Annotated in this window: 25 protein-coding genes and 1 other RNA gene; 12 read left to right on the top strand and 14 right to left on the bottom strand. The window is 32.4% G+C overall.

What is annotated here, in order from left to right; genetic code table 11:
• Positions 1–699: 699 nt before the first annotated feature.
• From FLAPXU55_RS15595 to FLAPXU55_RS15580, 4 genes are all read left to right on the top strand, one after another.
• Complete coding sequence (locus tag FLAPXU55_RS15595; protein ID WP_180858855.1) at positions 700–1,059, top strand: cupin domain-containing protein; 360 nt, start codon at positions 700–702, stop codon at positions 1,057–1,059.
• Positions 1,060–1,253: 194 nt separating this feature from the next.
• Positions 1,254–1,982 (top strand): LOG family protein, encoded by a 729-nt coding sequence (locus tag FLAPXU55_RS15590; RefSeq protein WP_053470674.1) that lies wholly within the window; start codon positions 1,254–1,256, stop codon positions 1,980–1,982.
• Positions 1,983–2,273: 291 nt separating this feature from the next.
• Positions 2,274–5,021: a gluzincin family metallopeptidase gene (locus FLAPXU55_RS15585; protein WP_180858854.1), complete on the top strand. Its 2,748-nt coding sequence runs from the start codon at positions 2,274–2,276 to the stop codon at positions 5,019–5,021.
• Positions 5,022–5,208: 187 nt separating this feature from the next.
• Positions 5,209–7,620 (top strand): alpha-ketoacid dehydrogenase subunit alpha/beta, encoded by a 2,412-nt coding sequence (locus FLAPXU55_RS15580; protein WP_180858853.1) that lies wholly within the window; start codon positions 5,209–5,211, stop codon positions 7,618–7,620.
• 219 nt (positions 7,621–7,839) lie between these two features.
• Here the strand turns inward: FLAPXU55_RS15580 and kdsB are convergent, their stop codons facing one another.
• The 3 genes from kdsB to FLAPXU55_RS15565 form a co-directional block, all read right to left on the bottom strand.
• The gene (kdsB, locus tag FLAPXU55_RS15575) at positions 7,840–8,574 is read right to left on the bottom strand and encodes a 3-deoxy-manno-octulosonate cytidylyltransferase (RefSeq protein ID WP_180858852.1); all 735 of its coding nucleotides are present in this window, start codon (positions 8,572–8,574) and stop codon (positions 7,840–7,842) included.
• 150 nt (positions 8,575–8,724) lie between these two features.
• Positions 8,725–9,555, bottom strand: a complete 831-nt coding sequence (ygiD, locus tag FLAPXU55_RS15570) for a 4,5-DOPA-extradiol-dioxygenase (RefSeq protein WP_053470670.1) — start codon at positions 9,553–9,555, stop codon at positions 8,725–8,727.
• A gap of 155 nt (positions 9,556–9,710) precedes the next feature.
• On the bottom strand, positions 9,711–11,120 hold the full coding sequence (locus tag FLAPXU55_RS15565; RefSeq protein ID WP_180858851.1) for an ATP-dependent DNA helicase: 1,410 nt from the start codon (positions 11,118–11,120) through the stop codon (positions 9,711–9,713).
• 352 nt (positions 11,121–11,472) lie between these two features.
• On the opposite strand from FLAPXU55_RS15565, the gene FLAPXU55_RS15560 reads away from it, so the two are divergent.
• Positions 11,473–12,294 (top strand): DUF3822 family protein, encoded by an 822-nt coding sequence (locus FLAPXU55_RS15560; RefSeq protein ID WP_180858850.1) that lies wholly within the window; start codon positions 11,473–11,475, stop codon positions 12,292–12,294.
• A complete protein-coding gene (locus tag FLAPXU55_RS15555; protein ID WP_053470668.1) occupies positions 12,291–12,896 on the top strand; it encodes an RsmD family RNA methyltransferase in 606 nt (201 codons plus the stop codon). The genes FLAPXU55_RS15560 and FLAPXU55_RS15555 overlap by 4 nt, the downstream gene beginning before the upstream one ends.
• An 83-nt stretch (positions 12,897–12,979) precedes the next feature.
• On the opposite strand, the gene FLAPXU55_RS15550 is transcribed toward FLAPXU55_RS15555, so the two are convergent.
• Positions 12,980–15,097: an outer membrane beta-barrel family protein gene (locus tag FLAPXU55_RS15550; RefSeq protein WP_180858849.1), complete on the bottom strand. Its 2,118-nt coding sequence runs from the start codon at positions 15,095–15,097 to the stop codon at positions 12,980–12,982.
• Between the two features lie 370 nt (positions 15,098–15,467).
• Between FLAPXU55_RS15550 and FLAPXU55_RS15545 the strand changes: the two genes are divergently transcribed.
• The 3 genes from FLAPXU55_RS15545 to FLAPXU55_RS15535 all read left to right on the top strand — a co-directional run bounded on the left by FLAPXU55_RS15545 (position 15,468) and on the right by FLAPXU55_RS15535 (position 17,809).
• Complete coding sequence (locus tag FLAPXU55_RS15545) at positions 15,468–16,826, top strand: sensor histidine kinase (RefSeq protein WP_180858848.1); 1,359 nt, start codon at positions 15,468–15,470, stop codon at positions 16,824–16,826.
• 10 nt (positions 16,827–16,836) lie between these two features.
• A complete protein-coding gene (locus FLAPXU55_RS15540) occupies positions 16,837–17,523 on the top strand; it encodes a response regulator transcription factor (protein ID WP_053470665.1) in 687 nt (228 codons plus the stop codon).
• A gap of 91 nt (positions 17,524–17,614) precedes the next feature.
• On the top strand, positions 17,615–17,809 hold the full coding sequence (locus tag FLAPXU55_RS15535) for a hypothetical protein (protein WP_053470664.1): 195 nt from the start codon (positions 17,615–17,617) through the stop codon (positions 17,807–17,809).
• A 76-nt stretch (positions 17,810–17,885) separates the two neighbouring features.
• Here FLAPXU55_RS15535 and FLAPXU55_RS15530 read toward each other — a convergent pair whose 3' ends face one another.
• From FLAPXU55_RS15530 to rnpB, 3 genes are all read right to left on the bottom strand, one after another.
• Complete coding sequence (locus FLAPXU55_RS15530; RefSeq protein ID WP_180858847.1) at positions 17,886–18,803, bottom strand: ketopantoate reductase family protein; 918 nt, start codon at positions 18,801–18,803, stop codon at positions 17,886–17,888.
• 117 nt (positions 18,804–18,920) lie between these two features.
• Positions 18,921–20,168, bottom strand: a complete 1,248-nt coding sequence (locus FLAPXU55_RS15525; protein ID WP_180858846.1) for a cation:dicarboxylate symporter family transporter — start codon at positions 20,166–20,168, stop codon at positions 18,921–18,923.
• A 31-nt stretch (positions 20,169–20,199) separates the two neighbouring features.
• Positions 20,200–20,526, bottom strand: an RNA gene (gene rnpB, locus FLAPXU55_RS15520) — RNase P RNA component class A.
• A gap of 355 nt (positions 20,527–20,881) precedes the next feature.
• Here rnpB and FLAPXU55_RS15515 point away from each other — a divergent pair.
• Together FLAPXU55_RS15515 and FLAPXU55_RS15510 are read left to right on the top strand one after the other, a co-directional pair.
• Positions 20,882–21,151: a hypothetical protein gene (locus FLAPXU55_RS15515; RefSeq protein ID WP_180858845.1), complete on the top strand. Its 270-nt coding sequence runs from the start codon at positions 20,882–20,884 to the stop codon at positions 21,149–21,151.
• Between the two features lie 112 nt (positions 21,152–21,263).
• The gene (locus tag FLAPXU55_RS15510) at positions 21,264–21,557 is read left to right on the top strand and encodes an SH3 domain-containing protein (RefSeq protein WP_053470661.1); all 294 of its coding nucleotides are present in this window, start codon (positions 21,264–21,266) and stop codon (positions 21,555–21,557) included.
• Positions 21,558–21,701: 144 nt separating this feature from the next.
• Here the strand turns inward: FLAPXU55_RS15510 and FLAPXU55_RS15505 are convergent, their stop codons facing one another.
• The 7 genes from FLAPXU55_RS15505 to FLAPXU55_RS15475 all read right to left on the bottom strand — a co-directional run bounded on the left by FLAPXU55_RS15505 (position 21,702) and on the right by FLAPXU55_RS15475 (position 25,226).
• Positions 21,702–21,938 carry a type II toxin-antitoxin system ParD family antitoxin gene (locus FLAPXU55_RS15505; protein WP_180858844.1) on the bottom strand — a complete coding sequence of 79 codons (237 nt, stop codon included), beginning with the start codon at positions 21,936–21,938 and terminating at the stop codon, positions 21,702–21,704.
• 146 nt (positions 21,939–22,084) lie between these two features.
• Positions 22,085–22,456, bottom strand: a complete 372-nt coding sequence (locus FLAPXU55_RS15500; protein WP_180858843.1) for a LysM peptidoglycan-binding domain-containing protein — start codon at positions 22,454–22,456, stop codon at positions 22,085–22,087.
• Positions 22,457–22,462: 6 nt separating this feature from the next.
• Complete coding sequence (locus FLAPXU55_RS15495) at positions 22,463–22,942, bottom strand: BON domain-containing protein (RefSeq protein ID WP_053470659.1); 480 nt, start codon at positions 22,940–22,942, stop codon at positions 22,463–22,465.
• A gap of 108 nt (positions 22,943–23,050) precedes the next feature.
• Positions 23,051–23,542, bottom strand: a complete 492-nt coding sequence (locus FLAPXU55_RS15490) for a hypothetical protein (RefSeq protein ID WP_180858842.1) — start codon at positions 23,540–23,542, stop codon at positions 23,051–23,053.
• Between the two features lie 49 nt (positions 23,543–23,591).
• Positions 23,592–24,068, bottom strand: a complete 477-nt coding sequence (locus FLAPXU55_RS15485) for a hypothetical protein (protein ID WP_180858841.1) — start codon at positions 24,066–24,068, stop codon at positions 23,592–23,594.
• A 52-nt stretch (positions 24,069–24,120) separates the two neighbouring features.
• Positions 24,121–24,615 (bottom strand): LemA family protein, encoded by a 495-nt coding sequence (locus tag FLAPXU55_RS15480; protein WP_180858840.1) that lies wholly within the window; start codon positions 24,613–24,615, stop codon positions 24,121–24,123.
• A gap of 35 nt (positions 24,616–24,650) precedes the next feature.
• On the bottom strand, positions 24,651–25,226 hold the full coding sequence (locus FLAPXU55_RS15475; RefSeq protein ID WP_180858839.1) for a hypothetical protein: 576 nt from the start codon (positions 25,224–25,226) through the stop codon (positions 24,651–24,653).
• 206 nt (positions 25,227–25,432) lie between these two features.
• Here FLAPXU55_RS15475 and dnaX point away from each other — a divergent pair, with 206 nt between their 5' ends.
• A complete protein-coding gene (gene dnaX, locus FLAPXU55_RS15470; RefSeq protein WP_053470654.1) occupies positions 25,433–26,518 on the top strand; it encodes a DNA polymerase III subunit gamma/tau in 1,086 nt (361 codons plus the stop codon).
• The last annotated feature ends 27 nt before the right edge of the window (positions 26,519–26,545 follow it).

Raw genomic sequence — 26,545 nt, 5'->3', positions numbered from 1 at the left:
ATTGAAATTCGTTATATTGAAACCTCTAACGGATTGAAATCCGTTTCTACAATATGAACCGTTCCTTCGGAACTCTATTCTGGGGAACATTGATATTTTCAACGGATTAAAATCCGTTGCTACCGATATGTCGTTCCTATGGAACTTTATTTAAAACTTAAAAGCAAAATCATTTTAAGAATTATGAACAATGAAATTGAAATTCCTATTGAGCATCAAAAACTAGTTCTGAGTAGAATTGAAGCTAGTAAAGTTTCACCCAAAAGAATGTTAGATTGGGATGAAGTTTCAGAGGAAATAATCCAAACATAAATAACTTCAAATCTGCCAAAAGCTTAATGTATCACAATTTAGTTCCGTAGGAACGACAGATCGGTAGCAACGGATTTTAATCCGTTGAAAATATCGATACGCCCCTAGAATAGAGTTCCGTAGGAACGATACATATTGTAGCAAAGGATTTTAATCAGTTGACAATTTTAAGATACATCTCAATTTAATCCCAAGAAAACATTTTGTATTTCTTTGCAATTTTTAATCTCTTGATTATTAATCTTCAAGCAAAAGTCCCAACAAAGAAATGTTACATTTCAATTAATAAATCTACATTTTTATAACAATTCTTAAAAAAAGCACTAATTTAGTACGCCCTTTTTGTCAACGCTTTTTCATTTTGACGAAAAGACTAAGATATAATCTATGAATCTAAAAGACAAATTCAGTAATGTTGAGCAATATTTTTCGCCTAAAATAATTGACGAAGTAAACGATCAATATATTAAAGTGGCAAAAATAAAAGGTCAGGAAGTTCCATGGCATAATCATGAAAATGAAGATGAGTTATTTTATATTGTCGATGGTGAACTTTTAATGGAAATTGAAAATGAACCAGCCGTTGCAATGAAAAAAGGCGATTTATTTGTCGTAAAGAAAGGTGTAAACCATAGAGTTTCGTCGGTAGAAGAATGTTTGATAATGCTGATAGAATCTAAAACTACAGAACATACCGGAAAGGTAAAAAGCAACATTACAAAATCAATTGAAGAACAAACGTATTAATAAAGAATTCTTCGAATAAACCAATTGTTTAATTGAAACCTAATGCCCTAGCCCTGATGGGAACGGCATCTTTTTGTGGCGGGGTTCGCCACAAAAAATATAGTGGACAGCAGGATTAGCTCCTTCCTTCGACTACGCTCAGGATGACATAAAAGAAACAGCTTAATAAAATATAAATAATTAAAATACCTAAAATGAGATTAGAAGATTTTGATAATGATGAGGATAAAGTAATCCAGGACAGTTTAAAACAGAAAACCTGGAATGAAATTAGAACAAATGACAGCTGGGCGATTTTTAAAATCATGTCCGAATTTGTAAACGGTTACGAAAGCATGGGGCGTATTGGTCCGTGCGTATCTATTTTTGGTTCGGCGAGAACAAAACCAGATGACAAATATTATTTACTTGCAGAAAAAATTGCTTTTAAAATTAGTAAAGCCGGTTATGGCGTAATTACGGGAGGAGGCCCGGGAATTATGGAAGCCGGAAATAAAGGTGCGCATTTAGGCGGCGGAACTTCGGTTGGTTTAAATATCGAACTGCCTTTTGAACAGCATTTTAACCCTTACATCGATCACGATAAAAACCTGAATTTCGATTATTTCTTTGTGAGAAAAGTTATGTTCGTTAAATATTCGCAAGGTTTTGTAGTTATGCCGGGAGGTTTTGGCACACTTGACGAAATGTTTGAAGCGATCACTTTGATTCAGACTAAGAAAATTGGAAAATTCCCAATTATTTTGGTTGGTGTTGAATTTTGGTCTGGTTTACTGGATTGGGTAAAAACAGTGTTGGTAGAAAAAATGCAGACTGTAAGTCCTGAAGATTTGAACTTATTCAAAATTGTAGATACTGAAGATGAAGTTGTTGATGTTCTGGATAAATTCTACAAGAAATACGACTTGAGTCCGAATTTCTAAAATATTTGCAGGGTAAATAAATTTTGTAAGATTAAGTATTCTTAAAAAAATCCGCACTTATTTTACCTATAAGGTTAAATTTACACCTATAACGATATAAAAATTGAAAGCTGTTTTTTAAAACAGCTTTTTTTATGCTATTTTTACATAAAGCCATGAATAAATTTATGCACGAAATTTTAGGTCTATTTATAATTTTTACGCCAATTCTTGAAATCAATATATAAAATTGTAATTCTCATTTTTGTTTTATTTAGTTCAATAAAACAGTATGCACAACATCAGTCTAAGATGGAAGTGGCGGTTAATGTTGAGCTAAAAACACTGAATATAAAACAGGATATTACCTATTTTAATACTTCAAACGATACGTTGGTTACGATTGTTTTGAACGATTGGAATAATGCTTTTGCAGACAAAAACACGCCTTTGGCAAGACGTTTTTCTGATGAGTTTTATCGTGGTTTTCATTTGGCAAAAGCGATTGAAAGAGGAAATACGACCATTTTAAATCTAACCGATTCAGATTTTACGGCGCTGGAATGGGAAAGAACAGATAAAAACCCAGATTTTATCGTGGTTAAGTTAACCCAAAAATTATTTCCGGGTGAACAAATTACATTGCACATCAATTATATTTCGAAAATTCCGAGTGACAAATTCACGCATTATGGATTTAATCAAAACGGGATGAATTTGAAAAACTGGTTTTTAAATCCTGCACGTTTTGAAAATCATCGTTTTATAAGATACAACAACTTTAATCTTGACGATATTGCCAATGCGGTTGTTGATCATGAAGTTGAAATAAAAATCCCGAATGATTATTCGATTACGACAGATTTAAATTCGGTTTCAAAAGACGTTTCAAATTCAGCTTATACTAATTATTCTTTTTCTGGCAAAAACAGATCTGACTTTAATTTATTTATCGAAAGACAAAATAATTTTAAAAGTTATGATAATGGAACTATCGAAGTTCTTTCTGATTTAAAAAATAAAAAAATCAGCGAGGTTCAAAAAGCAATTATAATTGACCGTGTTGCTGCATTTGCAAATGAATTTCTTGGTAAATATCCTAATGAAAAAATTACGGTTTCGCAGGCAGATTATGAGCGAAATCCTTTTTATGGATTGAATCAGCTGCCTTCTTTTATCAGTCCGTTTTCTGATGAATTTATGTTTGAAGTAACGTTCTTCAAAACCTATTTGAACAATTATTTAAAAAACTCTCTTCGACTTGATCCTCGAAAAGACAATTGGGTTTATGACGGAATTCAGATTTATGCCATGATGAAGTACATGGAAGAAAATCATCTGGATGAAAAAATGCTGGGAAGACTTTCGAAAATGAAACTTTTTAAAAGTTACAATATTACCAACCTGACTTTTAATGAGCAGTACAGTTATTATTACATGCTGATGGCTCGCAAAAATCTGGATCAGCCGCTTGGAGATCCAAAAAATACGCTGATAAAATTTAATGAACAGATTGCGAGTAAATACCGCGCGGGTTTAAGTTTGAGTTATCTTGATGATTATTTAAATCATAATATTGTTCCGGAGAGTATTCAGGAATTTTATAATCTGAATAAAACACAGCAGACAAATCGTTATGATTTTGAAAAAATCCTGACTGAAAAAAGCACAAAAAATATTGACTGGTTTTTTAGAACGATAATCGATTCACGTGAAATTATTGACTATAAATTTACACATGTTTCTAAAACGGCAGACAGCATACAGTTTTCGATAAAAAACAAAACCGATATTTATGCTCCAATTCCTATTTATGGTTTAAAGAAAAATGAAGTTGTTTTTAAGGAATGGATTGAGCCTAAAAAAGCAGATTCTGTTTATCAATTTGATCGAAAAAATGCAGATAAATTAGTTATTAATTACAACAATGAAGTTCCTGAATTCAATCAGAGAAACAACTGGAAATCGTTAAAAAGTCTGGTGATTACCAATCGTCCTATAAAATTTAATTTTGCCAAAGATCTTGAAGATCCTTATTACAATCAGATTTTATATATTCCGACATTGACGTATAATTATTATGACGGATTAACGCCGGGAATTCGTTTTCATAATAAAACGATATTAGATAAACCTTTTACTTTTGATATTAATCCGGCCTATTCCATAAAAGCGGGGACAATTTCTGGTTCGTCGGCTTTTTCTTTGAACCAGTTTTATCGAAACAGTACTTTATATAATGTACGCTATTCTATAAGTCAGAACTATTTTCATTATGCGCCAGACGCCACGTACCTTCGATTAAATCCTATGGTGCAGCTGCGTATTCGTGAAGAAAATTTCAGGGATAATAGAAAACAGCTTATTTTGTTTCGTCAGGTAATTGTAAACCGAGAAGCAAGTGCATTTATTACGGATAATTCTAAACCTAATTATTCAGTTTTTGACGCCCGTTATGTAAACACAAAAACAGAACTGGTTAATCATTTTAATTTTATGACTGATATTCAGTTTGGCGGAGGTTTTGGAAAAGTTTCGGGAGAAGTTGAATACAGAAGGTTATTTGAAAATAATCGTAAAATAAATTTAAGATTGTTTGCCGGAAGTTTCTTGTATAATAAAACAAATACTGATTATTTTAGTTTTAGTTTAGATAAGCCTACAGATTATTTATTTGACTATAATATTTTGGGAAGATCTGAAACTAGTGGGATTTTCAGCCAGCAATATGTAATTGCCGAGGGAGGTTTTAAATCAAAAATAAATCCTTCATTTGGTAATCAATGGATGACAACTTTAAACGCCAGCTATGCTTTATGGGACTGGGTTGAAGTTTATGGCGATGTGGGACTTTTGAAAAATAAACGCCAAGATGCATTTTTTGCATATGACAGCGGAGTGCGGTTAAATCTTGTTCCAGACTACTTTGAACTTTATTTTCCTGTCTATTCTAATAACGGGTGGGAAATTTCTCAAAAGAATTACAACGAAAAAATAAGATTTGTTATTACTTTGTCACCAAAAGCATTAGTCACTCTTTTTACCCGAAAATGGTTTTAATTAAATAAATTTTAATCAAAAACATAAATTATTATCACAAAAAAGATAAAAATCATAAAAATAACACAATTAAAGTACGTAGTTTTCTGTTTTTAAATACAAATAATTAAATTATATTTATTTTAAAGAATTATGATTATTGATTGTTTTTAAGTAATTTCGCAGTCTTAACATGACCCACAAGATTATGATAACAGAAAAAAGCAATACTACTTTAACTTTTGAAGATTTCAAAACAGAGGTATTGAACGACTACAGAATTGCAGTAACTAGCCGTGAGTGTAGTCTTTTAGGTCGTAAAGAAGTATTGACAGGAAAAGCCAAATTTGGAATATTTGGTGACGGAAAAGAAGTACCGCAGCTTGCAATGGCTAAAGCCTTTAAAAATGGGGATTTCCGCTCTGGTTATTATCGCGATCAGACTTTTATGATGGCGATTGGCGAATTAACTCCTAAGCAGTTTTTCGCAGGTTTATACGGTCATACTGATTTAGCTCATGATCCAATGTCTGCCGGAAGGCAAATGGGCGGACACTTTGTAACGCACAGTTTAAACGAAGACGGATCGTGGAAAGACTTAACAAAACAAAAAAATTCAAGTTCAGATATATCGCCTACAGCGGGACAAATGCCAAGATTATTGGGATTAGCTCAGGCTTCAAAAATTTACAGAAACGTTAATGGAATTACCATTAAAGATAAATTTTCTGTAGATGGAAATGAAGTTGCGTGGGGAACAATAGGAAACGCAAGTACGTCTGAAGGTTTGTTTTTTGAAACTATAAATGCTGCCGGAGTTTTACAAGTTCCGATGGTAATGAGTGTTTGGGATGATGAATACGGAATTTCGGTTCACGCCAAACATCAAACTACAAAAGAAAACATTTCTGAAATCCTTAAAGGATATCAAAGAGATGAAGATTCTAAAGGTTATGAAATTTTTAGAGTAAAAGGATGGGATTATGCAGAGTTAGTTTCGACTTACGAAAGAGCGGGTGCAATTGCACGTGAAGAGCATATTCCGGTTTTAATTCACGTAAACGAATTAACACAGCCGCAAGGCCACTCTACTTCTGGTTCTCACGAACGTTATAAAAATGCCGAAAGATTAGCCTGGGAAAGAGATTTTGACTGTATTCGTCAAATGCGTTTATGGATGATTGCTATTAATATTGCATCTCCGGAAGAATTAGCAGAACTTGATTTTGAATTAAGGAAAGAAGTTCTTGAAGCTAAAAAAGAGGCATGGAATGATTTTATCAATCCAATTATCGAAGATCAAAAAAATCTTTTGGATTTATTGGAGCAAATTGCAGAAGCAAGCATCAACCATAAAGATAGAATCAGAAAATATATTTCAGAATTAAGTGCGATAAAAGCGCCTTTAAAGAAAGAAATTCTGGTTTATGCAAGAAAGATTCTTCGTTTTATAGAAGTACCAAACAGTAAAGTTCTTTTATCAAACTGGATTACGAATTTTATTGGAGAGACTCAGGGAAAATTCAGCAGTAACCTGCATTCAGAATCGGCACAAAATGTGTTTTCTGTAGAAAAAGTACTTCCTGAATATGCCGAAAATGCAAAACCGGATTTAGACGGAAGAATGATCCTTCGTGATAATTTCGACGCTTTATTCAGCAAATATCCTGAAACTTTGATTTTTGGAGAAGATGTTGGAAACATTGGCGACGTAAATCAAGGTCTTGAAGGCATGCAGGAAAAATACGGAGAACTTCGTGTTGCCGATGTCGGGATTCGTGAAGCCACTATTATTGGTCAGGGAATTGGAATGGCATTGAGAGGTTTACGCCCTATTGCTGAAATTCAATATCTTGATTATTTATTGTATGCGATTCAAATCATGAGTGATGATTTAGCTACTTTACAATACAGAACTGTTGGAAAACAAAAAGCACCATTAATTATCAGAACTCGCGGGCACCGTTTAGAAGGTATCTGGCATTCTGGTTCTCCAATGGGAATGATTATAAATGCTATTCGTGGAATCCATGTTTTGGTTCCGAGAGATATGACTCAGGCTGCTGGATTTTATAATACTCTTTTAGAGTGCGACGAACCTGCATTAGTTATTGAATGTCTGAACGGTTATCGTTTAAAAGAAAAAACGCCTTTAAACTTTGGTGAATTCAAAACGCCAATTGGTGTTGTTGAAACATTAAAAGAAGGTGCAGATATTACTTTAGTTTCTTACGGATCGACTTTAAGATTGGTTCAGCAAGCTGCTGAGGAATTATTAGTATTAGGAATTGACTGTGAAATTATTGATATTCAATCTTTACTTCCTTTTGATATTAATAAAGATATTGTGAAAAGTGTCGCTAAAACAAATCGTCTTTTAGTAATTGACGAAGATGTTCCGGGCGGGGCTTCGGCTTACATTTTACAACAGATTTTAGAAGAACAAGATGCTTACAAATATCTTGACAGCAAACCACAAACGCTTGCTGCAAAAGCACACAGACCTGCTTATGGAACTGACGGTGATTATTTCTCTAAACCTTCTGCCGAAGATATTTTCGAGAAAATTTACAGCATGATGAATGAAGTTAATCCTTCTAAATTTCCTAGTTTATACTAAGGATTTAGAATGTTTTAGATAATAAAAAAAGCTCCAATATTTTGGAGCTTTTTTTATGTTTTTACCCAAACTGACCACACTGTTTTGTCATTTCGACGAAGGAGAAATCTCCGCGAGAAACTACGCAATTTTAATCAATCTTTGTCGAGCTACTTACGGAGATTTCTCCTTCGTCGAAATGACAAGATTGTGGATATCTAATTTAAATTACCAAATTGATTAAATATCTCTCAACATAGCTCTGGCTCTTTCTAAATCCTCTGCCGTATCAATCCCAATTCCAACATGAGTCGTTTCGACCATTTTTATGCGTTTTCCGAATTCTAAATATCTTAACTGTTCCAATTTCTCAGAAGCTTCCAAAGATTTCATAGGAAGGCTGTAAAAATCTAATAAAGCTTGTTTTCTAAAAGCATAAATCCCGATGTGTTGAAAATAACGAACTCCAGCAGCTGCATCTCTCGGATACGGAATTACAGATCTTGAAAAATACAAGGCAAACTGCGATTGATCAACCACCACTTTTACATTATTCGGATTATTGATTTCGTCTTCATTTTTAATTTCACGCATTAACGAAGCCAAATCGATCTTTTTATCTTGATCATTTTTAAAAACAGATAAAACCTGTTCTAAAGGTCCGGCTTCTGTAAAAGGTTCGTCTCCTTGTACATTTACCACAATATCAACATTAAGATTGGCAACGGCTTCGGCAATTCGGTCGCTTCCGGATTCGTGTTCTTTGATGCTCATTATGGCTTTTCCGCCGTTAGAAACAATTTCGTCAAAAATTAAATCAGAATCGGTTACAACAAAAACATCGTCGAATAAATTTGTTGAAACCGCAGCTTCGTATGTTCTTAAAATTACTGTTTTACCTCCCAAATCCTGCATTAGTTTTGCAGGAAAACGTGTTGATGCGTATCGCGCCGGAATTACCGCTATTATTTTCATTTTTTAAGTCATTGCGAGGTACGAAGCAATCTCATCCTCATTATTAATTTATATTTTTTATTCTTTGTGAATCTCTGTGTAAAACTTTGCGAGTCTCTGTGAAAGTTATTATGCAAAGTCACACAAAGGTTTCACAGAGATTCGCAAAGTTTACATTATTTTTACCGAAGTCATACTCAATGAACCAGCCAGCAATTTATCATTAAACAAGTTCAATTCTTCTGATTTTTCTTTTAAACCTAAAGTATACAATAAAGGCAGATAATGATCCGGAGTTGGAATTGCAATTTGAACTGCTTTACTCATTTTTTCGTACTCAATTAACGGCTGAAAATTTCCATCTAATAAATAATTATTTACAGTTTCTCTGGCTTCAATTGCCCAATCGTAACCGTAATTATCTTTATCAAAATTCCTGAAATCAACTAAACGAAGATTATGCACAATATTGCCGCTGCCAATAATTAAAACACCTTTATGACGCAGCGATTGTAATTTCTGAGCCAATTCAAAATGATATTGTCCTGATTTTGTATAATCAATACTTAACTGAATTACGGGAACATCTGCATTAGGATATAAATGTTTAATTACGCTCCACGCACCATGATCTAAACCCCAATGTTCATCTAAATCAACCTGAACGGGATCTAATATTTTTTGAGTTTCTAATGCCAGTTCGGGACTTCCTTTTGCGGGATACTGGACATCAAAAAGTGCCTGCGGAAAACCTCCAAAATCGTGAATGGTTCTCGGCATTTCCATTGAAGTTACTTTTGTACCTTTTGTAAACCAATGCGCCGAAATACATAAAATAGCATTGGGCTGTGGTAGTGTTTTTGCCAGATTTCGGAAACCGGCTACAAACTGATTTTCTTCAATAGCGTTCATTGGGCTGCCGTGTCCTAAAAACAAAACCGGCATTTTATCTGTATTCGAAAACGTAGACGAAATCGAATGTAAGTCGTTTAGTGTTGTCATTTTCTAAAGTTTTTTTCGCCACGACCCGAGCGATAGCGAACAGGCAAAGCAATTTCACGAATTAGCACGAATTATTTTTTCTTGCCACAGATTAAAAGGATTAAAAAGATTAATAAAAAAATCAGTGAGAATCTTTTTAATCTGTGGCAAAAAAACTATTCTTCAAAACTTTCGTCTTTAAATCCTATCAAATATAATTTATTTTTCGCACGCGTCATTGCTGTGTAAAGCCATCTTATATAATCATGATCTATTCCGTTTGGTAAATACGGCTGTTCTACAAAAACCGTATTCCATTGTCCACCCTGAGATTTATGACATGTTATGGCGTACGAGAATTTCACCTGTAAACCATTAAAATATTCGTTTTCTTTTACCTTTTGAAATTTCTTATATTTTGTCGATTCATCTTCATAATCCTTCATTACTTCTTCGTACAAACGATTTGATTCTTCGTAGGTTAATGATGGAGATTCACTTTTTATAGTATCTAAAATCAAAACCGTTTCAAAAGGTTTTTGATCCGGATAATCGACCATTCTTATTTTTACTCTTGCAAAAGTAAATCCGTACAATTCTTTGATCCCGAACATTTCCAGAACCTCAATAATATCACCGTTGGCAATAAATCCGGCTTCATCCGTTTCTTTCAGCCAGAAATAATTGTTCTTTACAACCATTAAAAAATCGCCTACAGAAAGCTCGCTTTCTTTAAACAAAATTCTGGTTCTGATTTGTTCATTGTATTGATTTGCTCTTTTATTAGAGCGGACAATAAACGCCGTATCTTCAATACTATAATTGCTGTAAGCTGTATTTATCGCATCCTGAATATCATATCCATCGGTTAAACGAACAATATCTTTAAACTTTTTGACATTGAATTTAAACTCCGTGATAAAGCTTTCTTTCAATAGTTCACGTAATTCGGTTGCATTGAATAAAATCCCCGAACTTTCTTCCTGACGCATTACTTCATCAAGTTCAATATGTTCAATTTCTTTATCATAATGCACGCCTAAAGTATGCGTATCTAAAGCCGGGCTAATGTCTAAATTTACCGGAGGAAGCTGCGCTGTATCTCCTAAAAGAATCATTTTGCAATTGGTTCCCGAATACACATAATTAATCAAATCATCCAGAAGCGAACCGCTGTCTAAAGTACTGTCTGAAATCATCGAAGCCTCGTCGACTATAAAAATGGTATTTTTATGTTTGTTAACTTGTCTGGTAAAAGCCACTCCTCCACCCGATGATTTTTTAGGGAAATAGATTTTTTTGTGAATCGTAAAAGCTGATGTATTGGAATAATTCGCTATTACTTTTGCCGCACGTCCGGTTGGTGCGAGCAGAACAAACTTTTTATTAATATCGCCAAGATTGTTTACGATTGTCGAAATCACCGTTGTTTTTCCGGTTCCGGCATATCCTTTTAGTACAAAAATGGTGTTGTTTGCTGGTTCGGTCAAAAAAATGGCGATTTTTTGAAAAAAAATATCCTGTTTATAAGTGGGTGCAAAAGGAAATCTTTTTTGCAAAACGCCGTAAAACGATGCTGAATTCATAAGGTAAATTTGAAACACAAAGTTCGTTCTTTTTAATGGCAATGGCAATTTTAAACAATATAAGTAATATAAGTAAATTTAAGTTTTAGGCCTTGCGCTTAATTCCACGAACTTATAATTGCTTACATGATCTAAAAAAATCAAAATAAACATCCCAAAAGCTTAAATTTACTTATATCACTTATATGGTTTAGAAAAAGAAAAAAAAATAACGCAACGATAATGCTCTGCTAACCTTCTTGTAATATTGTTTTTTAAAATTGCAATTATATTAGTTGCTTTTAAATTTGTAAGTTTGTGGTCACCTAAATTCTTTATTGAAACAAAACAGGTAACGAATTGTAAATCAATTATGTCAATACACAATACTAATATTACATCAAAAAATTACAAAAAACTTTCGATTCAGGTTTCGCTGAACGGATTCTCTTTTTGTTGTTTTGATACCTTAAATAATACGATTACTGCTTTTAATGAAGTTCAGTTTGATAGTGCTCAAAAACAGAATAAAATTGAAGATTTATACGCTTCAGCTTTTAAAAATTATTCTGAATTAAAAGAAACTTACGACGACATTTTAGTCATTCACAATAACAATCTTTCGACTTTTGTACCAACGCCGTTGTTTGATGAGGATTATTTAGGAAGTTACCTGCAGTATACCACAAAAGTGTTTGAAACTGACTTTTTTACTTTCGATCAAATCACCAATTACGACATGCATTCGGTTTACATTCCGTATATCAATATCAATAATTTTTTAATTGATAACGTTGGTTCTTTCGATTACAAACATGTTAACAGTATTTTGGTCGAGAAAATTTTAGAAGGCTCAAAAAACAATGACGAGAAAAAAATGGTTGTAAATTTCAATCCGGAGCATTTTGAAATTATCGTGGTACAAAATCAAAAGTTATTGTTATTCAACTCTTTTGAATATCAAACTCCTGAGGATTTTATTTATTACATACTTTTTACAGCCGAGCAATTAAATTTAAATCCGGAGATTTTTCAATTGGAACTGCTTGGAACAATACACCAAAACGATCCGTTTTACGACATCGCTTACAAATACATCCGTAATATTTCTTTTCTTGACGTTAGCGCTTTAAAAGAAAAAAACAACTACACAACAGCTCAGAATCAAAAACATTATATCTTATTTCAATCATGAGAATCATTTCAGGAAAATACAAAGGGCGTAGGATCTTCCCACCAAAAAACCTTCCTGTAAGACCTACGACTGATATGAGTAAAGAAGCATTGTTTAATGTTTTGAATAATCATTTTAGTTTTGACGGCTTAAAGGTTTTAGATTTATTTTCGGGAACCGGCAATATCAGTTATGAATTCGCTTCACGCGGAAGCGCGCCAATTACCTCAATCGACGGTGATTTTGGATGCGTTAAGTTCATCAAACAAGTTTCATCAGAATACGATTTTGACATTGCTGCTACTAAAAGTGATGTATACAAGTTTCTGGAAAACTGCAAAACTTCGTATGATATTATTTTCGCCGATCCGCCTTACGGATTAGATCAGGCTGCATTTGAAAAAATTGTTCTTACTGTTTTTGAAAAAGAATTACTTTCAGAAGATGGAATGATGATTATTGAACATTCGAAATATACCAAAATGGATCATTTGAGTAATTTTTCATTTCAGAAAAGTTACGGCGGTTCTTTTTTCAGTTTCTTCGAATTGAATTCTACAGATGATGATGAAGAACTTCCGGGAGAATCTCCATTAAAAATAGTTGAAGAAGACGAAGGATAATCTATATCAATTTTCAAATTTTTAAAATCCCAAATTCCAAGCTTCAATTGGAATTTGGGATTTTAATTTTGGAATTTTTCATTTTATCTAATTCTATCTTCGTTTTCATTCACATTCTTTTCCTTAAATTCGGTTTCTTTCACTTTCCCAAAAGAATATTTAACCGAGATCGAAATTTCATGAGCATCCACAATATATCTTGCTTTTGAACTGGTATCATTAATCGTAAATTCTTCCGTTTGAATTACATTTTTAAATACATTATTCCAGCTCAAAGTACAATTCCATTTTTTTAGAAATGTTTTAGAAAGCACCATATCTACAACAAATCTAGGATTTCTTTCAAAAACACCTTTCTTCTGTTCCGTTAATCCCCAAAAACTTAAAACGAAAGTATATTCTTTTGGAAGCTTAAATTCGTTGTTGGAGTAATAATACAAATACGGTTTTGAGTCTAAAAATTCAGCCGATGGATCTTCTATTTTTTCGAGAATAAAAACCAACGAATTAGTTGTTGTCCAAAATTTATATGCGAAAGGCAATTCAAAATCAAGGCTTAAACCAGCTTCCTTATCAAAATTTATATCTTTAAAAGTCATTATATTTTGGCTTTTATCATAGAGAAAACTATTATAAACCGGATTTTTATTTTGCCAATAACTCACTTTAACCGATTTATCATTGTATTGAAAAGTCGACGAAATTTCATTATTAAATGTTGGTCCCAAATTGATATTACTCGCGTATATAAAATACGGATTTATATAAGTCGCAATATTACTTAACGACGAATAATTGGGACGCGAAATACTTTTGGCATAATTCAAACTAATATTTTTAGTGCTGTCTATTGCCATAGAAAACTGTACTTTCGGGAAAAGATTGGTATAATTTTTATCGATCAAAGCCGAAGCATCTGTTTTATATTTTCCGGATACATTTGTGTTTTCAACTCTAAGTCCGGCAGAAAAACTAATCTTTTTAATTTTTCCGGAAAGCTGTGTATAAGCCGCTGAATTCTCTTCTTTAAAATCATAATCTAAAGCCGTTTTTTCATTTTCTTCGAAATCAAAAATAGTAGTATTTGATTTGGATTTTGCTGCAGAATAAAGTCCGCCGTATTCCAGGTTAAATCCGTTTTTAAACTTTTTTTCTAAATCAATTCTTCCCGAAAAAACATCAACATTAAATTTTTGATTCCGGTTTTGAGACAAAGCAAATTCAGTATCGTTATAATTATTTTCGACCATAGTTACTAAATTCTGCTGGAAATTCGAATACTGAAAACCTGCAAAAAGCTGTGTATTAATTGCTTTTATTTTTTTAGAATAATTCAGAAATGAGTTTACATAATTCTTTTTACTCGAATTTTCACTCCAGGTTAAAACGTTGTTTTCTACATTTTGATTTTTATTGTATGTAAAAGTATCTATGGGAAAAGTGTCTGTACGAAGTCTGGAACTAACATTAAATGAAAAATAATCGTCGTCATTTATTTTATAAAATAAACCGCCGCCAAAAACATATTGCTTTCGTTTTGTTTCGGCCATAACATCATATTTTGAAGCAATATCAGCATTTTGAATTTGATAATCAATACTATGACTTTCCCACGGATTAAGTCGGTTGTAATTGAAATTCGCTTTCCATTCGAATTTGTTTTTCTTGAAACTCGTATTCAATCCGAGGTAATTATTATAGTTTTTCTTAAAAGAAGCAACTTCAGAAATTTCAGTTCTAAAACTGTCTTTTTTGCTGAATTTTCGAGTAATCAAAATTACCGAACGCCCTTCGGCTTCGTATTTTGCAGATGGATTCTGGATGATTTCAATCGTTTTGATATCGGCGGGAGCCAAAGCATTTAAATCGTTTATTCCCACTTTTTGATTGTCGATATAAATCAGCGGATTTCCTTTACCAACAACAGTAATATTTTCTTTGTCTAAACTAACCTGAACGGTTGGAAGTTTCGCCAGTAAATCGAATGTATTTGGAATTGAATTATAAACAGAATTAGCAACATCAACTTTTATATTTCCGTTTGTATTGGTAAAAGTTTTTTTGTTTTGAGTGATAACAACTTCTTTTAATTGTTCATTTGAAATCGAATCTTTTGGCCTTTCATTTTGAGCCTTTACAGTAAAGGAAAGACAAAAAAGTAAAAGCACGAGAAGAAGTTTTAAAGGCAGATAAATGTTCATTTTTAAAAGTTTTTTGATTTTGTGATGATGCAAAAATGCTTCTAAAAAAGCGCTGCGAAAGTTAATTGAAGGTTAATGCGGAGTTAACGTCATTTTTGATTCATAAAAGCATTATTTTTGGGTGAAGAAAATGGGCCGCGGATTTTACGGATTAAACGGGTTTACGCTGGTTTATTTTTTTTAAGATTTAGTTTAAATATAATCTGTGCAAACCTGTTTAATCCGTGTTATTAGTGTGCTATAATTTCTCTCGCAGATTTACAGATTAAGCAGATAATTTTTAATTTGCTTAATCCGCAAAATCGGCGAGAAAAACAAAAATAAAATCTGTGCAAACCTGTTTAATCCGTGTCATCCGCGGGCCAAAAAAATGAAACAAAGAATCAATTTATTAATAGCATTTTCAGTTGTGGCGTTGATCGTTTTGTCGACTGTGCAATGCTATTTGGTAAAAACAACTTACGATTATAAAGTGGCGCAGTTTCATACGCAGATTAAAAATGAAATTGCTCAAATTTCTAATAATTACAGCGATATTGATTCGGTTTTAGTTTCCAGAAAAGAAGCACTTTATACGCATTTATCAGAAAAATACATTCAGGGAAAAAATTCCAAAATCGACATTAAAAAAGGGATTTTAGAAAATGAATACCGAAGCGCATTAACGGCACAAATTCAGCGAAAATTCGAAAGAGATTTACCTAATTTCAAAATCGATTTTGCTATTGTTCTCAACAAATTCATTTTGTACAAAAACACAAAAAAGGCCGATACTATTTTTTCTGAAAAGCCTTTTATTCAAAACAAATTATACGGAAATCTGGCTTCCTTAAATCATGCTTTTTTAGTCCGAAATTATGTTGGAACTACAAACGGAACTTTTGAAAATCAGGAATATCAATTATTGACAGAAGATTCGATGTACGTTTCGGTTATCGATTGGGAAATGATTATTTTAAGGCGAATGGCTTTTATTTTGGTTTTGTCTTTATTCTCGATTCTCACACTTATTACTCTTTTTGTAATTGCCCTTAAAGCTTTAATCAAACAGAAAAAAGTAAGCGATGTAAAAACCGATTTTATCAATAATATTACGCACGAACTTAAAACGCCTTTGGCAACTTTAGGTATTTCGACTAAAATTCTGGAGCAGAAAAATATTCGTGAAAACGATGAAAATTTCAATGCAATTGTCAATACGATTTCACGCCAAAATAATCGTTTACAAAGTTTAATCGATCAGGTTATGGCAAATTCATTGGCCGAAAATAAAATTGAATTGCAAAAGGAGAAAATCGAAACCGAAGATTTCCTGCAGACAATTGTAAATGATTTTAAAATCACGTATCCTAAAATTGGTGTTAAAACTGATTTTCAGACTCAAAAAACGAATTTGGTCCTTGATAAATTTCATTTGACAACGGCTCTTTTAAATGTTTTGGAAAATGCTGTTAAATACGGTTCAAACACTATTATTGTAAAAACGAAACAAGTTGAAAATCAATTTTCAATTAGTATTGAAGACAACGGAATTGGAATTGCAAAAAACAAACAATCGCTTCTTTTTGAGAAATTTTATCGTGTAGAACAAGGAAATCTTCACAATACAAAAGGCTTAGGTTTAGGATTGTATTACGTTGCCCAAATCGTAAAAGCGCATCAGGGTTCTGTTAACGTGATTAGTGATTTAGGAAAAGGAACACAGTTTACTATTTTATTAAAAGTTTAATTACCCTATTTTGAAAAAATTACTTTTAGCTGAAGACGATCATGATTTTGCAGCGATTTTAAAACAATATTTAGAACTTCATCAATTTGAAGTAATCTGGGCAGAAAATGGCGAAATAGCTTTAGATTATTTTAAAAACCAGATTTTTGATATTTGTGTTTTTGATGTAATGATGCCCAAACTAGACGGGTTTTCACTAGCCGAAAAAATAATTACAATAAATCCTGAAACTCCCTTTATTTTTTTAACGGCAAGAAAGTTAAAAGAAGACAAAATCATTGGATTAAAACTTGGTGCAGACGATTATATCGTGAAACCTTTTGAAGTCGATGAACTGGTATTGCGCTTGCAGAATATATTAAAGAGAATCGAACAAAAGAGAAGTCTGGACGGAAATAATAGTATTGAAATTGGTTCGTATGTTTTTGACAACGAACGTTTAACGCTGAATAATAAAAATCACGTGCAGCAGCTCACAGAGAAAGAAGCCGCTCTTATTGAATATTTATATCTCAACCATAATCAGTTATTAAAGAGAGATGAAATTTTAATGTCTGTTTGGAAAAAAGATGATTATTTCTCTGGCCGAAGCATGGATGTTTTTATCAGCAGGCTTAGAAAATATTTTAATTCAGATCCAAACATAAGGATCGAAAGTGTTCGAAATATTGGTTTAGAGTTTAAGATTCTAAAGTAATCCTGCAAATCATATAAGTTTCTTAAACAATTGTATAACAACAATTAATAGTTATGACAATACATTTGTTAGGAACTTAAAATCTAAAATCATGAACCTAAAAAGATTTTTCGGAGGGTTGTTGACAATCCTCGGAATTGTAGGACTTATTTATACTGCCGTTATTTTTGCAGGTACTTCTGGAGAAACCAGAGATGTTAAATCATTAATTATATATGGCATATTAGGAATTGTTTTCTTTATGTCAGGAATTAGTTTAGTTCGTACTACAAAGGACGAAGCGTAATATTTTTTTTAAACACATAGAAACATCGTTCTCTTTAGTTTTAATTAAACTTTATTTCTATGTGTTTAAAAGAAATCTATTTTACCAAAACAGCGGCAATCTTTTCATAAAGCGGCGTTTTTACACCGTATTTTTTTCCTTCATTTACCACAAATTGTGTGAGTGACAGTGCTTCGGTATTTTTTCCTGTCAGTAAATCCCTGTGCATAGACGAAGTAGCTTCTTTTGGCGATTTTTCTAATTTCTGAATGCTCTGTGCTACAATATCATGCGGTAATTTTAAACCTTTTGCCTGCGCCACATCTTCAATTTCATGAAGCAGTTCTATGTATGTTACTTTGGATTCTGAATTGCTTAAAATTTCACCAATATTTTGGTTTAAATAAGAAGTCGCAGACGCTAAAGCTGAAATAAAAATGAATTTTTCCCAAACGGTTTCCTCTATATTCTCTACTAAATAACTTTCGATTTTTGCTTTTTGAAGGATGTTTTGCAATTCTTCCATTTTTAAAAACGAAGCTGTTTTAGATCCAAAAAACAGCTTTTCATAAAATCCGATTCTACGGATAGTTCCAGGTGAAAAAATCATCGAAACAATGTAAACGCAGCCTTGTAAAACTTCATTATCGGGTAGTATTTTTTTAATTCTTTCCTGCGCGTCAACGCCATTGTATAACGGAAGAATTAAGGTTTCTTTTTTAATGCAGCTTTTTAACGAGGTGAAACTTTCTTCAATATCATACGTTTTTGTTGCACAGATTAAATAATCCAAAACACCAATTTCTGACGGATTATCCGAAACCAAATTCGGGCGAGCAATCATTTCAGAATCATCAGTTACAATCTTTAATCCGTTTTCGGCAATCGCTTTTTGAGTTTCGCCGCGTGCGATAAAAATGATTTCAACATCATCAGATTTTTGATAGGCTTTCGCCAAAAGTCCGCCGAAATAACCTCCAACGCCCCCAAGTCCTAAAATTCCAATTCTTTTCATAAAATTTCAATTTAATGCTACAAATTAATGCCACAAAGGCGCTAAGTCACAAAGTTATTTTAACCCAAAAAGAAAAACAAAAACTTAGTGTCTTTGTGTCTTAGTGGGCTAAACAAATTATTCCTCCAAAACAGGATTCAAATCAAGTTCTGTAAAATCGTGTTCTGTTTTCGAAATTATAATCGTTGCGACTGTATTTCCAATCAAGTTTGTAATAGCTCTCGCTTCGCTCATTTTATCAACTCCTAATAAAAAAGCCAAACCTTCTACAGGAATTTTATGCAGCGCTGTTAAAGTTGACGCTAAAACAATAAATCCGCTTCCGGTTACGCCTGCTGCACCTTTTGACGTAATCATCAAAATACCAATAACGGTCAAAATTTCGAAGAAACTCAAATGCACATCATACAACTGCGCCAAAAATATTACCGACATCGACAAGTAAATCGAAGTTCCGTCGAGATTAAAGGAATATCCTGTTGGAATCACCAATCCCACAACCGATTTACTACAGCCCATTCTTTCGAGTTTAACCATAATACTTGGCAGAGCAGCTTCTGAAGATGAAGTTCCTAAAACCAGTAAAAGTTCTTCTTTAATGTATTTTAAAATCGAAAGTATACTTATTTTATAATAGCGCAGAATGGTTCCTAAAATTAGAAAAACAAACAACGCCATGGTGAGATAAACACAAAGCATTAATTTTCCCAGCGGAATTAAAGTTGCTAATCCAAATTTTCCAATTGTATAGGCCATTCCGCCAAAAGCACCAATTGGAGCGAGGTACATTACGTATTTTAAGCCGAGGAAAACGACTTTTGAAATTCGTTCTAATACTAAAATGGTCTGCTCTCTTTTTTGATAAAAATTCAAGGCGATTCCGCAGACAATTGCTGCGAGTAAAACCTGCAAAGTAAAATTGGAAAAGAAAAACTGAAGCCACGAAAAATCCTTTGCGCTTGAGTTTGTATATTGGCTAGCGTCGCCTAAAGTCAATCCCGATTTATCAATTTTTCCGGGCTGAAACAAATAAGCAACCGCAACACCAATTGCTAATGCAACAGTCGAAACTACTTCAAAATATCCTAAAGCTTTAACGCCAATTCGTCCGACTTTTTTTAGGTTTCCCATTCCGGAAATTCCTAAAACAATCGTCAAAAATATAATTGGACCAATAAATAGTTTGATAATGTCGACAAACCTTTCGCCAACAATTTTCATTTTCACACCATTATCCGGTGAAAAATGTCCGAGTAAAACGCCGGCAATAATGGCTATTAAAACCCAAAATGTCAGATTGGTGATTATAGTTTTAAAAAGACTTTTGTTAGCTTTTGAAGCAGGATTTGGGGTGGTTATATTCATGAAGATAGATTAGAGTCCTTCACAAATATATAAAAAAAGCAGACCTATAAGCCGGATTCTGTCCCTGATAAATCAAGGCCTTATCATTTATCTAGATTCCGCATTACTGCGGAACTCAAGCTACCTACCCTTCAACAACGGACGAGAAGCCCTTAAATGCTGATATACTTGGTATTTCACCGCATAGAGTTTACCTGGTTTCACTACAGCATTACCTGTACATACTTTCTGCTGCACTTGTCCTAATCCTCTCGTTCCAAAAAACGAGAGAACCGACGGGCGTTACCCGCTATGCTTCTCTGTGGTGTCCGGACTTTCCTCCCTCCCTAATTGGAACGGCGATAAGGCGGTCTGCGGTGCAAAAGTAACACTTTATGAATGAAGAATTCGAAAATTATAGTATTTTAGTTTTTTGAAAAAGTTACTTATACTTACTTTCAAAAACTTAACCTTTTAAAACCTCTAACCAAGTTGAAAAAATTTTTATCCACTATTTTAATAATTTTAGGTCTGCTTTTTATATCCCGACATGTTTATAAATTTTATCATGAAAATTATTTACTAGATACTGAAGCAGTTGTAAATATCTATCCGAATATTCCAGATGAAAAAGTTGATGTTTTTTTGGTTTAACAAAAGGAACGTTTGATAGGAAAAAGCACAGGATTCTTTTCAGTTTTGTAAAATCTGATGGATATTCACTCAATTATTATTTGAATTTACCTGTTTACGATTATAACAGTCTGAAAACTTTAGATTGTGAGGAATACTATTCGAGAGAAAAACATTCACGTTTTTCAAGAAAAGAAATTGTCGATAACGGTATGGTGTATGTAAGATTAACAAGTGACTTGCATAATTTTAATGTAGGCGAAAGTTCGAAATCAATTATTGCAGTAAGAGCTGTACCTATCAGTTTTACATTTGGTAAAATAAACAGCATAATTATCAATAACGAGAGAGCTATTCGATATTGCAATTAATACATTTTTTGAGCGCATTGATTTACTAAAATCATTTTCATTCTTTTTTCGTAAAATTTTAATTTTAAAATAGTTATCTTTAAAATTCCGTAATTTTTAAATTAAGTCTATTATGAAAAGAATGTATCACTACGCAACTGTTTCAAAGGCTTTAGATCAATTGAATGAGAAAGGATTTACTTGTGATTTTAATCGAAATGCAGACGCGATTAAAAAGAATCCTGAGAAATTTGAAATTGTTCATGTGTATCGATACGAAGGGGAATCTGACCCTGGCGATGAGGCAGTTGTATACGGAATTAAGTCCGTTAACGGTAAAAAGGGCGTTTATGTAGCAGGTTTTTCCGCCGATTCAGATCAGGAAACTGCCAAATTTTTATTTGATTTAAGTATTAGGGGAAGGTAATTATGATTACATCCAGTTTTGTCATTTCGACGAAGATTGAAGATAAACTGCTCTGAATTTCTAGTGCGATTTCTCCTTTCGTCGAAATGACATAAAATGTGGAAATTTTTACAATTAATATTTGGCTGTTTTATTGATTAAATATTATTTAATCCTTTTTCTTTTTGCTTTTAAACTATCCAGATAATTTTTAGAATTGAAGTTCAAACTAAGACCACTGTCAATTCCTTCCTGAACTAATCTTTTTAAAATTAATAATTTATTTTCTTCTCCAAATCGATTTCTAACTTCATTAATTTTTTCAGATCTTTTTTCTGAGAAATTATTTTCAATGAAATCATCAGAATGATTTACTAAAGATGTAGAAGGATTTCTTTTCATATAAATTTTATCTAAATGTAAAGTTGCCTAAAATTGATAATATTTACAAAAAATCTTTGCCGAATTTCTGTATGAAATTGCTTCGTTACTCGCAATAACTAACAAAAAAGCCCATCAATTAAGACAGGCTTTTCAAAACAGTAAAATTATACTGTTGGTATTTTTAATTTCCAGCCGGGCTGAATTAAGTCGGGGTTTGTAATTATATCTTTATTTGCTTCATAGATATCCTGCCATGAAACTCCGTAAGCTTTTCCAATCTTCGAAAGAGAATCTCCTACTTCAACCGTATATTCTCTGGAAACACTTTCTTCGACTTCAATATTCATCACCACATCTGCTGATCTATAATCCGGATCAATTTTATTATAAGCGTTCCAAAGTTTTTCTTTGTCTGCTGCAGATTTTGCTGTTCCGTCAATATATAAAACATTATCCTGTTCTCTAACTTGCAAATTATCAATTTGTAATTCGCCCGCTAGATCAGTTACTTCTCTGTATTTATCTTGTAAACTCATAACTGCTTATTTAATAGTTAATTTGTTATCAACTTTTTTAGGCTTTAATTCCTGCACTCTTTGAATTAAAGATTGCAGCTGATCTCTTTTGATTTCTCCAGAAAGCGTTACTACCCCGCCTACTACAGTTGCACTTACTCCATCATAAGCTTTTACTACTTTAGCAACTGAGGCATCTAAATCTGCATCTGAATTAATTATAACCGCTGCCGCAGCAGGCTCTACATTTGGTTCAGGAATCTGACAATTGTTTACTACTGTTTTTACTCCTTGAACTGATTTAACAGATTTCTCAATATTTTTCTTGAAAGCTTCATCATCACAAGTCCCAACTATAGTTGCAACACCTTCGTGTACTGTGACATGTATTCCTGGTGTATCGCTTAATTTTTCATTGATTTGTTTTTCAATATCTGCATCTTTTGGAGTACAAGCAAATAAAGAAAACGCAAACCCCATTCCCAATAAAATTGACTGAATTTTCATAACACTACATTTTAATAATTAACTATTTAAAATTAAACAGATTAACTACCAAAACATTATAGGATGTTCTTGTTGATTTTATATCTTTTCCAGTAAAAAGTAATTAATTTATCTTTTAAGAGTTTTTAAATAATCTAAAAAAAGATCTGGAATTTTACTGAACCCTGTCTGGTAAACATCCACAAGATATATTTCATTTTCCAGCATTCCGTTTTGAATTCCTTTTTTAGAAGCTAGAATATCTCCCTTTCTAACAATCAGAATTTTATAATAATGATCATTATCTTTTAAAGTCAATTCATTAAAATCAGATATTTTGGGATCGTTATAAATATTTTGCTGTCCAATGTCGGCTCCTAAATAACCTTGAAATTTTCCGAAATCATAAAATGGGTTATTGTTATCGAAGTTTCGATATGTTTTTCTGTTTCCTTTTTCTAAAATAAATTCTTTGACATTTTCAAAATCCTCTGCCGAGAATTGGTTTGTAATTTTCAAGAAATTAGTTTCATTGGAACTCATTGTTTGGGATATTGATTTTACAAAACTTAATAATATCAGCAGTAGAATAATTGGTTTTGAAATGCTAAAAGATTTCATTGTTAATTTTTGAAATTATATAATTACAGTTTCAACTCCAACTGAAATTTTACTGTTTTTTTAAAATCAAAATCAATTCTTCAACTTGAGCCATTGGCATTTTTACAGCGGTTTCAATTTCTGCGTTTTCACAAGTTATAACTAAAACAGCTTCATTATCTTCTTCATAACCAACCGACTTAAATGAGTATTGAGGAAGAATTAATTCTATTTCTTTTTTAGCATCTTTAAACCAGCCGTAATTGGCTTCGTAGACAATTTTATTAGGCAAAAAGTCTATAATTTCTTCTCCATATGTGTTCCACAATGAAACTCGCAGAAGATAAAATCCTATAAGTCCAAATATACCAATTCCAATGAAATAACCTATATGCAGTCCATTTCCGCTTGCAATACTTAAAATAACTCCTAATACGGGAACGACAAAAAACAAAAAAGCCAAGAGAAACATAATTAATAGAATTATAAAAGGCGATTTTTTTACTTTTAAGTTTAGAGTATTGAATTCCAGAGTGTATTGTTTCATATAGGTTGGTTGATATTGATTAGGACAAGATATTTTTTCTAATACTGAACATTTAAAATTTTATTGACGCTGGTTTATTATTAGAAGAAGAAGTTGGAAAAATTAAAGTTTTTTGATTTAAGCTCTCACAGATATTATTATACTTCTTAATATTAGTAAAAATTTGATTTTCAACTTCTGCTAATTCGTAGGTAAGATCAATAACGTTTTTATCACTTTTCATTTTAAAATCGAGTTCTAAATTAACTAATATTCTAACTAAATAAGTATTTAATTCATCATTGGCTTGTTTTACTTTGTTGACTGATTCTTTATTCAAAATATTAATTTCAGATACTGCTTTTAACTTTCCAGCATTTATAACAGTTTTATCCAGTTCTGATTGGTTTATTTTTTTTGATTTTTGAAGCTTATTGGTGAGTTTAAAAAGTACTTCTGTCTTTTTAATAAAAGATTCTTTAACACTTTTCCAGCTTGTATCAATATCCGTTTGGGAAAAACAATTTAAGTTTAGAAGAATAAAAAATAATAGATAATATTTTTTCATAAAAATGATCAATGTAACTTTTGTTTCGTATTTAACTATTTAGAAATAATGTCAAAAATGGTCTTTTTCTTTAGCAACTTGGCTTGCAAAAATGGAATTCCGATAGGAAAGCACCAAGCTGCCGCGAAATAAAAAAATTCTGGAATGCGAGTGTCATTTTGCAATAAAGTGATTTTTTTTGCAACAAAATAGCTTACGTAAATGTAGCCGGCAAATACAATCAATGTATATAAACTCCCAAGAGCTTCAAGAATAGCCCAAGTTGAGTTCTCTAATAAAATTGGATTTTTGGTTATGTCCATTTCTAAGCCTAATATGAACCTAATTAAAGCGTAAGAGAACAATACCCAAAACGAAATTTTAAAATACAACTTATTTGATTCTTCTTTTTCTTCAACATAATATATAATGCCCCAAACCCAAATAAAATATACAATTCCTACTATAGTTACCGAAATTAAAACTAATGGAAAGATAAATTCAAAATTGGCAAAAAAGCCTATAAAAGTTATTATTCCTGTTACTATTAACGAAACAAAAGGCAAAATAATAAATAACATTATAAAAGTTACAGGCTGTAAAGAAAGAATTTTAGAGGTTATTTTTTCCATTTCAAAAGGTGGTTAGTTTATTTAAATGTGTTTTTGGTTATGGCTAAAATAATGCTTTTTTGATATGAAACTTTAATTAAAATTTTTAAAGATGAAATAAATATTTTTCTCAAAATAGCTCTATTCAATCACTTAAAAATCTTTCAATTTTTAAATTTTTAAATCATTAAATTATACTCTATATTTGCTATCGAATAAAAAAGAATATGGAACAATTTGTAGTATCGGCTCGTAAATATCGCCCGCAGACCTTTAAGGATGTTGTGGGGCAAAAAGCCATTACCAACACGTTGTTGAATGCTATTGACAGCAATCACCTTGCTTCTGCTCTTTTATTCACCGGACCACGTGGAGTTGGAAAAACTACTTGTGCGCGTATCCTGGCCCGTAAAATAAACCAGCCCGGATATGATGATCCAACTGAAGATTTTGCTTTTAACGTTTTTGAGTTAGATGCTGCTTCAAACAACTCGGTTGATGATATTCGTAACCTTATTGATCAGGTTCGAATCCCGCCGCAAACCGGACAATATAAAGTCTATATTATTGACGAGGTTCATATGTTGTCTTCGGCTGCTTTTAATGCTTTTCTTAAAACATTAGAAGAACCGCCAAAACATGCTATTTTTATTTTAGCTACAACAGAAAAACACAAAATCATTCCTACGATTTTATCTCGTTGTCAGATATTTGATTTCAAAAGAATTACGGTAAAAGATGCTAAAGAACATTTAGCAGAAGTTGCAACAAGTCAGGGAATCAATTTTGAAGATGATGCTTTGCACATTATTGCTCAAAAGGCTGATGGTGCCATGCGTGATGCTTTATCTATTTTTGACCGTGTGGTTTCGTATTGTGGAACTAACTTAACACGTCAGGCTGTAACTGAAAATCTAAACGTTTTAGATTACGAAACTTATATTAGTGTTACAGATTTGATTCTGGAAAATAAAATCCCGGATCTCTTAATTGCATACAACGACATCCTTTCTAAAGGTTTTGACGGACATCATTTTATTGCCGGATTAGCGTCTCATTTTAGAGATTTGTTAGTGAGCAAAACTCCTGCTACAATTGCTTTATTAGAAGTTGGAGAACAGGCACAGCAAATGTATGGCGTTCAGTCTCAAAAATGTTCTCAGGATTTTTTACTGAAAGGAATTGACATTGCAAACGACTGCGATTTAAAATACAAACTGAGTCAAAATCAGCGTCTTTTAGTCGAATTATGTTTGATGCAATTGGCCTCTATCAACTTTGATGGAGAAAAAAAAAAGTTGAGCAATTCATAATTCCGCCTACTTATTTTAAAAACGGAA

This window comes from Flavobacterium panici (genome assembly GCF_903819335.1).
Lineage (GTDB): Bacteria > Bacteroidota > Bacteroidia > Flavobacteriales > Flavobacteriaceae > Flavobacterium > Flavobacterium panici.
Note: the sequence above shows the minus strand (reverse complement) of the source record. Positions and strands in the feature narration are given on the sequence as shown.

Coding starts and splice junctions, on each gene's coding strand:
- kdsB (WP_180858852.1), bottom strand. CDS start 8,574: ATGAAAATAATAGCGGTAATTCCGGCGCGATACGCATCAACACGTTTT.
- FLAPXU55_RS15590 (WP_053470674.1), top strand. CDS start 1,254: ATGAGATTAGAAGATTTTGATAATGATGAGGATAAAGTAATCCAGGAC.
- FLAPXU55_RS15475 (WP_180858839.1), bottom strand. CDS start 25,226: ATGGAAAAAATAACCTCTAAAATTCTTTCTTTACAGCCTGTAACTTTT.
- FLAPXU55_RS15525 (WP_180858846.1), bottom strand. CDS start 20,168: ATGAATATAACCACCCCAAATCCTGCTTCAAAAGCTAACAAAAGTCTT.
- FLAPXU55_RS15530 (WP_180858847.1), bottom strand. CDS start 18,803: ATGAAAAGAATTGGAATTTTAGGACTTGGGGGCGTTGGAGGTTATTTC.
- FLAPXU55_RS15555 (WP_053470668.1), top strand. CDS start 12,291: ATGAGAATCATTTCAGGAAAATACAAAGGGCGTAGGATCTTCCCACCA.
- FLAPXU55_RS15510 (WP_053470661.1), top strand. CDS start 21,264: ATGAAAAGAATGTATCACTACGCAACTGTTTCAAAGGCTTTAGATCAA.
- FLAPXU55_RS15595 (WP_180858855.1), top strand. CDS start 700: ATGAATCTAAAAGACAAATTCAGTAATGTTGAGCAATATTTTTCGCCT.
- FLAPXU55_RS15480 (WP_180858840.1), bottom strand. CDS start 24,615: ATGAAAAAATATTATCTATTATTTTTTATTCTTCTAAACTTAAATTGT.
- FLAPXU55_RS15490 (WP_180858842.1), bottom strand. CDS start 23,542: ATGAAATCTTTTAGCATTTCAAAACCAATTATTCTACTGCTGATATTA.
- FLAPXU55_RS15500 (WP_180858843.1), bottom strand. CDS start 22,456: ATGAGTTTACAAGATAAATACAGAGAAGTAACTGATCTAGCGGGCGAA.
- FLAPXU55_RS15495 (WP_053470659.1), bottom strand. CDS start 22,942: ATGAAAATTCAGTCAATTTTATTGGGAATGGGGTTTGCGTTTTCTTTA.
- FLAPXU55_RS15565 (WP_180858851.1), bottom strand. CDS start 11,120: ATGAATTCAGCATCGTTTTACGGCGTTTTGCAAAAAAGATTTCCTTTT.
- FLAPXU55_RS15585 (WP_180858854.1), top strand. CDS start 2,274: ATGGAAGTGGCGGTTAATGTTGAGCTAAAAACACTGAATATAAAACAG.
- FLAPXU55_RS15545 (WP_180858848.1), top strand. CDS start 15,468: ATGAAACAAAGAATCAATTTATTAATAGCATTTTCAGTTGTGGCGTTG.
- FLAPXU55_RS15485 (WP_180858841.1), bottom strand. CDS start 24,068: ATGAAACAATACACTCTGGAATTCAATACTCTAAACTTAAAAGTAAAA.
- FLAPXU55_RS15535 (WP_053470664.1), top strand. CDS start 17,615: ATGAACCTAAAAAGATTTTTCGGAGGGTTGTTGACAATCCTCGGAATT.
- FLAPXU55_RS15505 (WP_180858844.1), bottom strand. CDS start 21,938: ATGAAAAGAAATCCTTCTACATCTTTAGTAAATCATTCTGATGATTTC.
- FLAPXU55_RS15560 (WP_180858850.1), top strand. CDS start 11,473: ATGTCAATACACAATACTAATATTACATCAAAAAATTACAAAAAACTT.
- dnaX (WP_053470654.1), top strand. CDS start 25,433: ATGGAACAATTTGTAGTATCGGCTCGTAAATATCGCCCGCAGACCTTT.
- FLAPXU55_RS15580 (WP_180858853.1), top strand. CDS start 5,209: ATGATAACAGAAAAAAGCAATACTACTTTAACTTTTGAAGATTTCAAA.
- FLAPXU55_RS15550 (WP_180858849.1), bottom strand. CDS start 15,097: ATGAACATTTATCTGCCTTTAAAACTTCTTCTCGTGCTTTTACTTTTT.
- ygiD (WP_053470670.1), bottom strand. CDS start 9,555: ATGACAACACTAAACGACTTACATTCGATTTCGTCTACGTTTTCGAAT.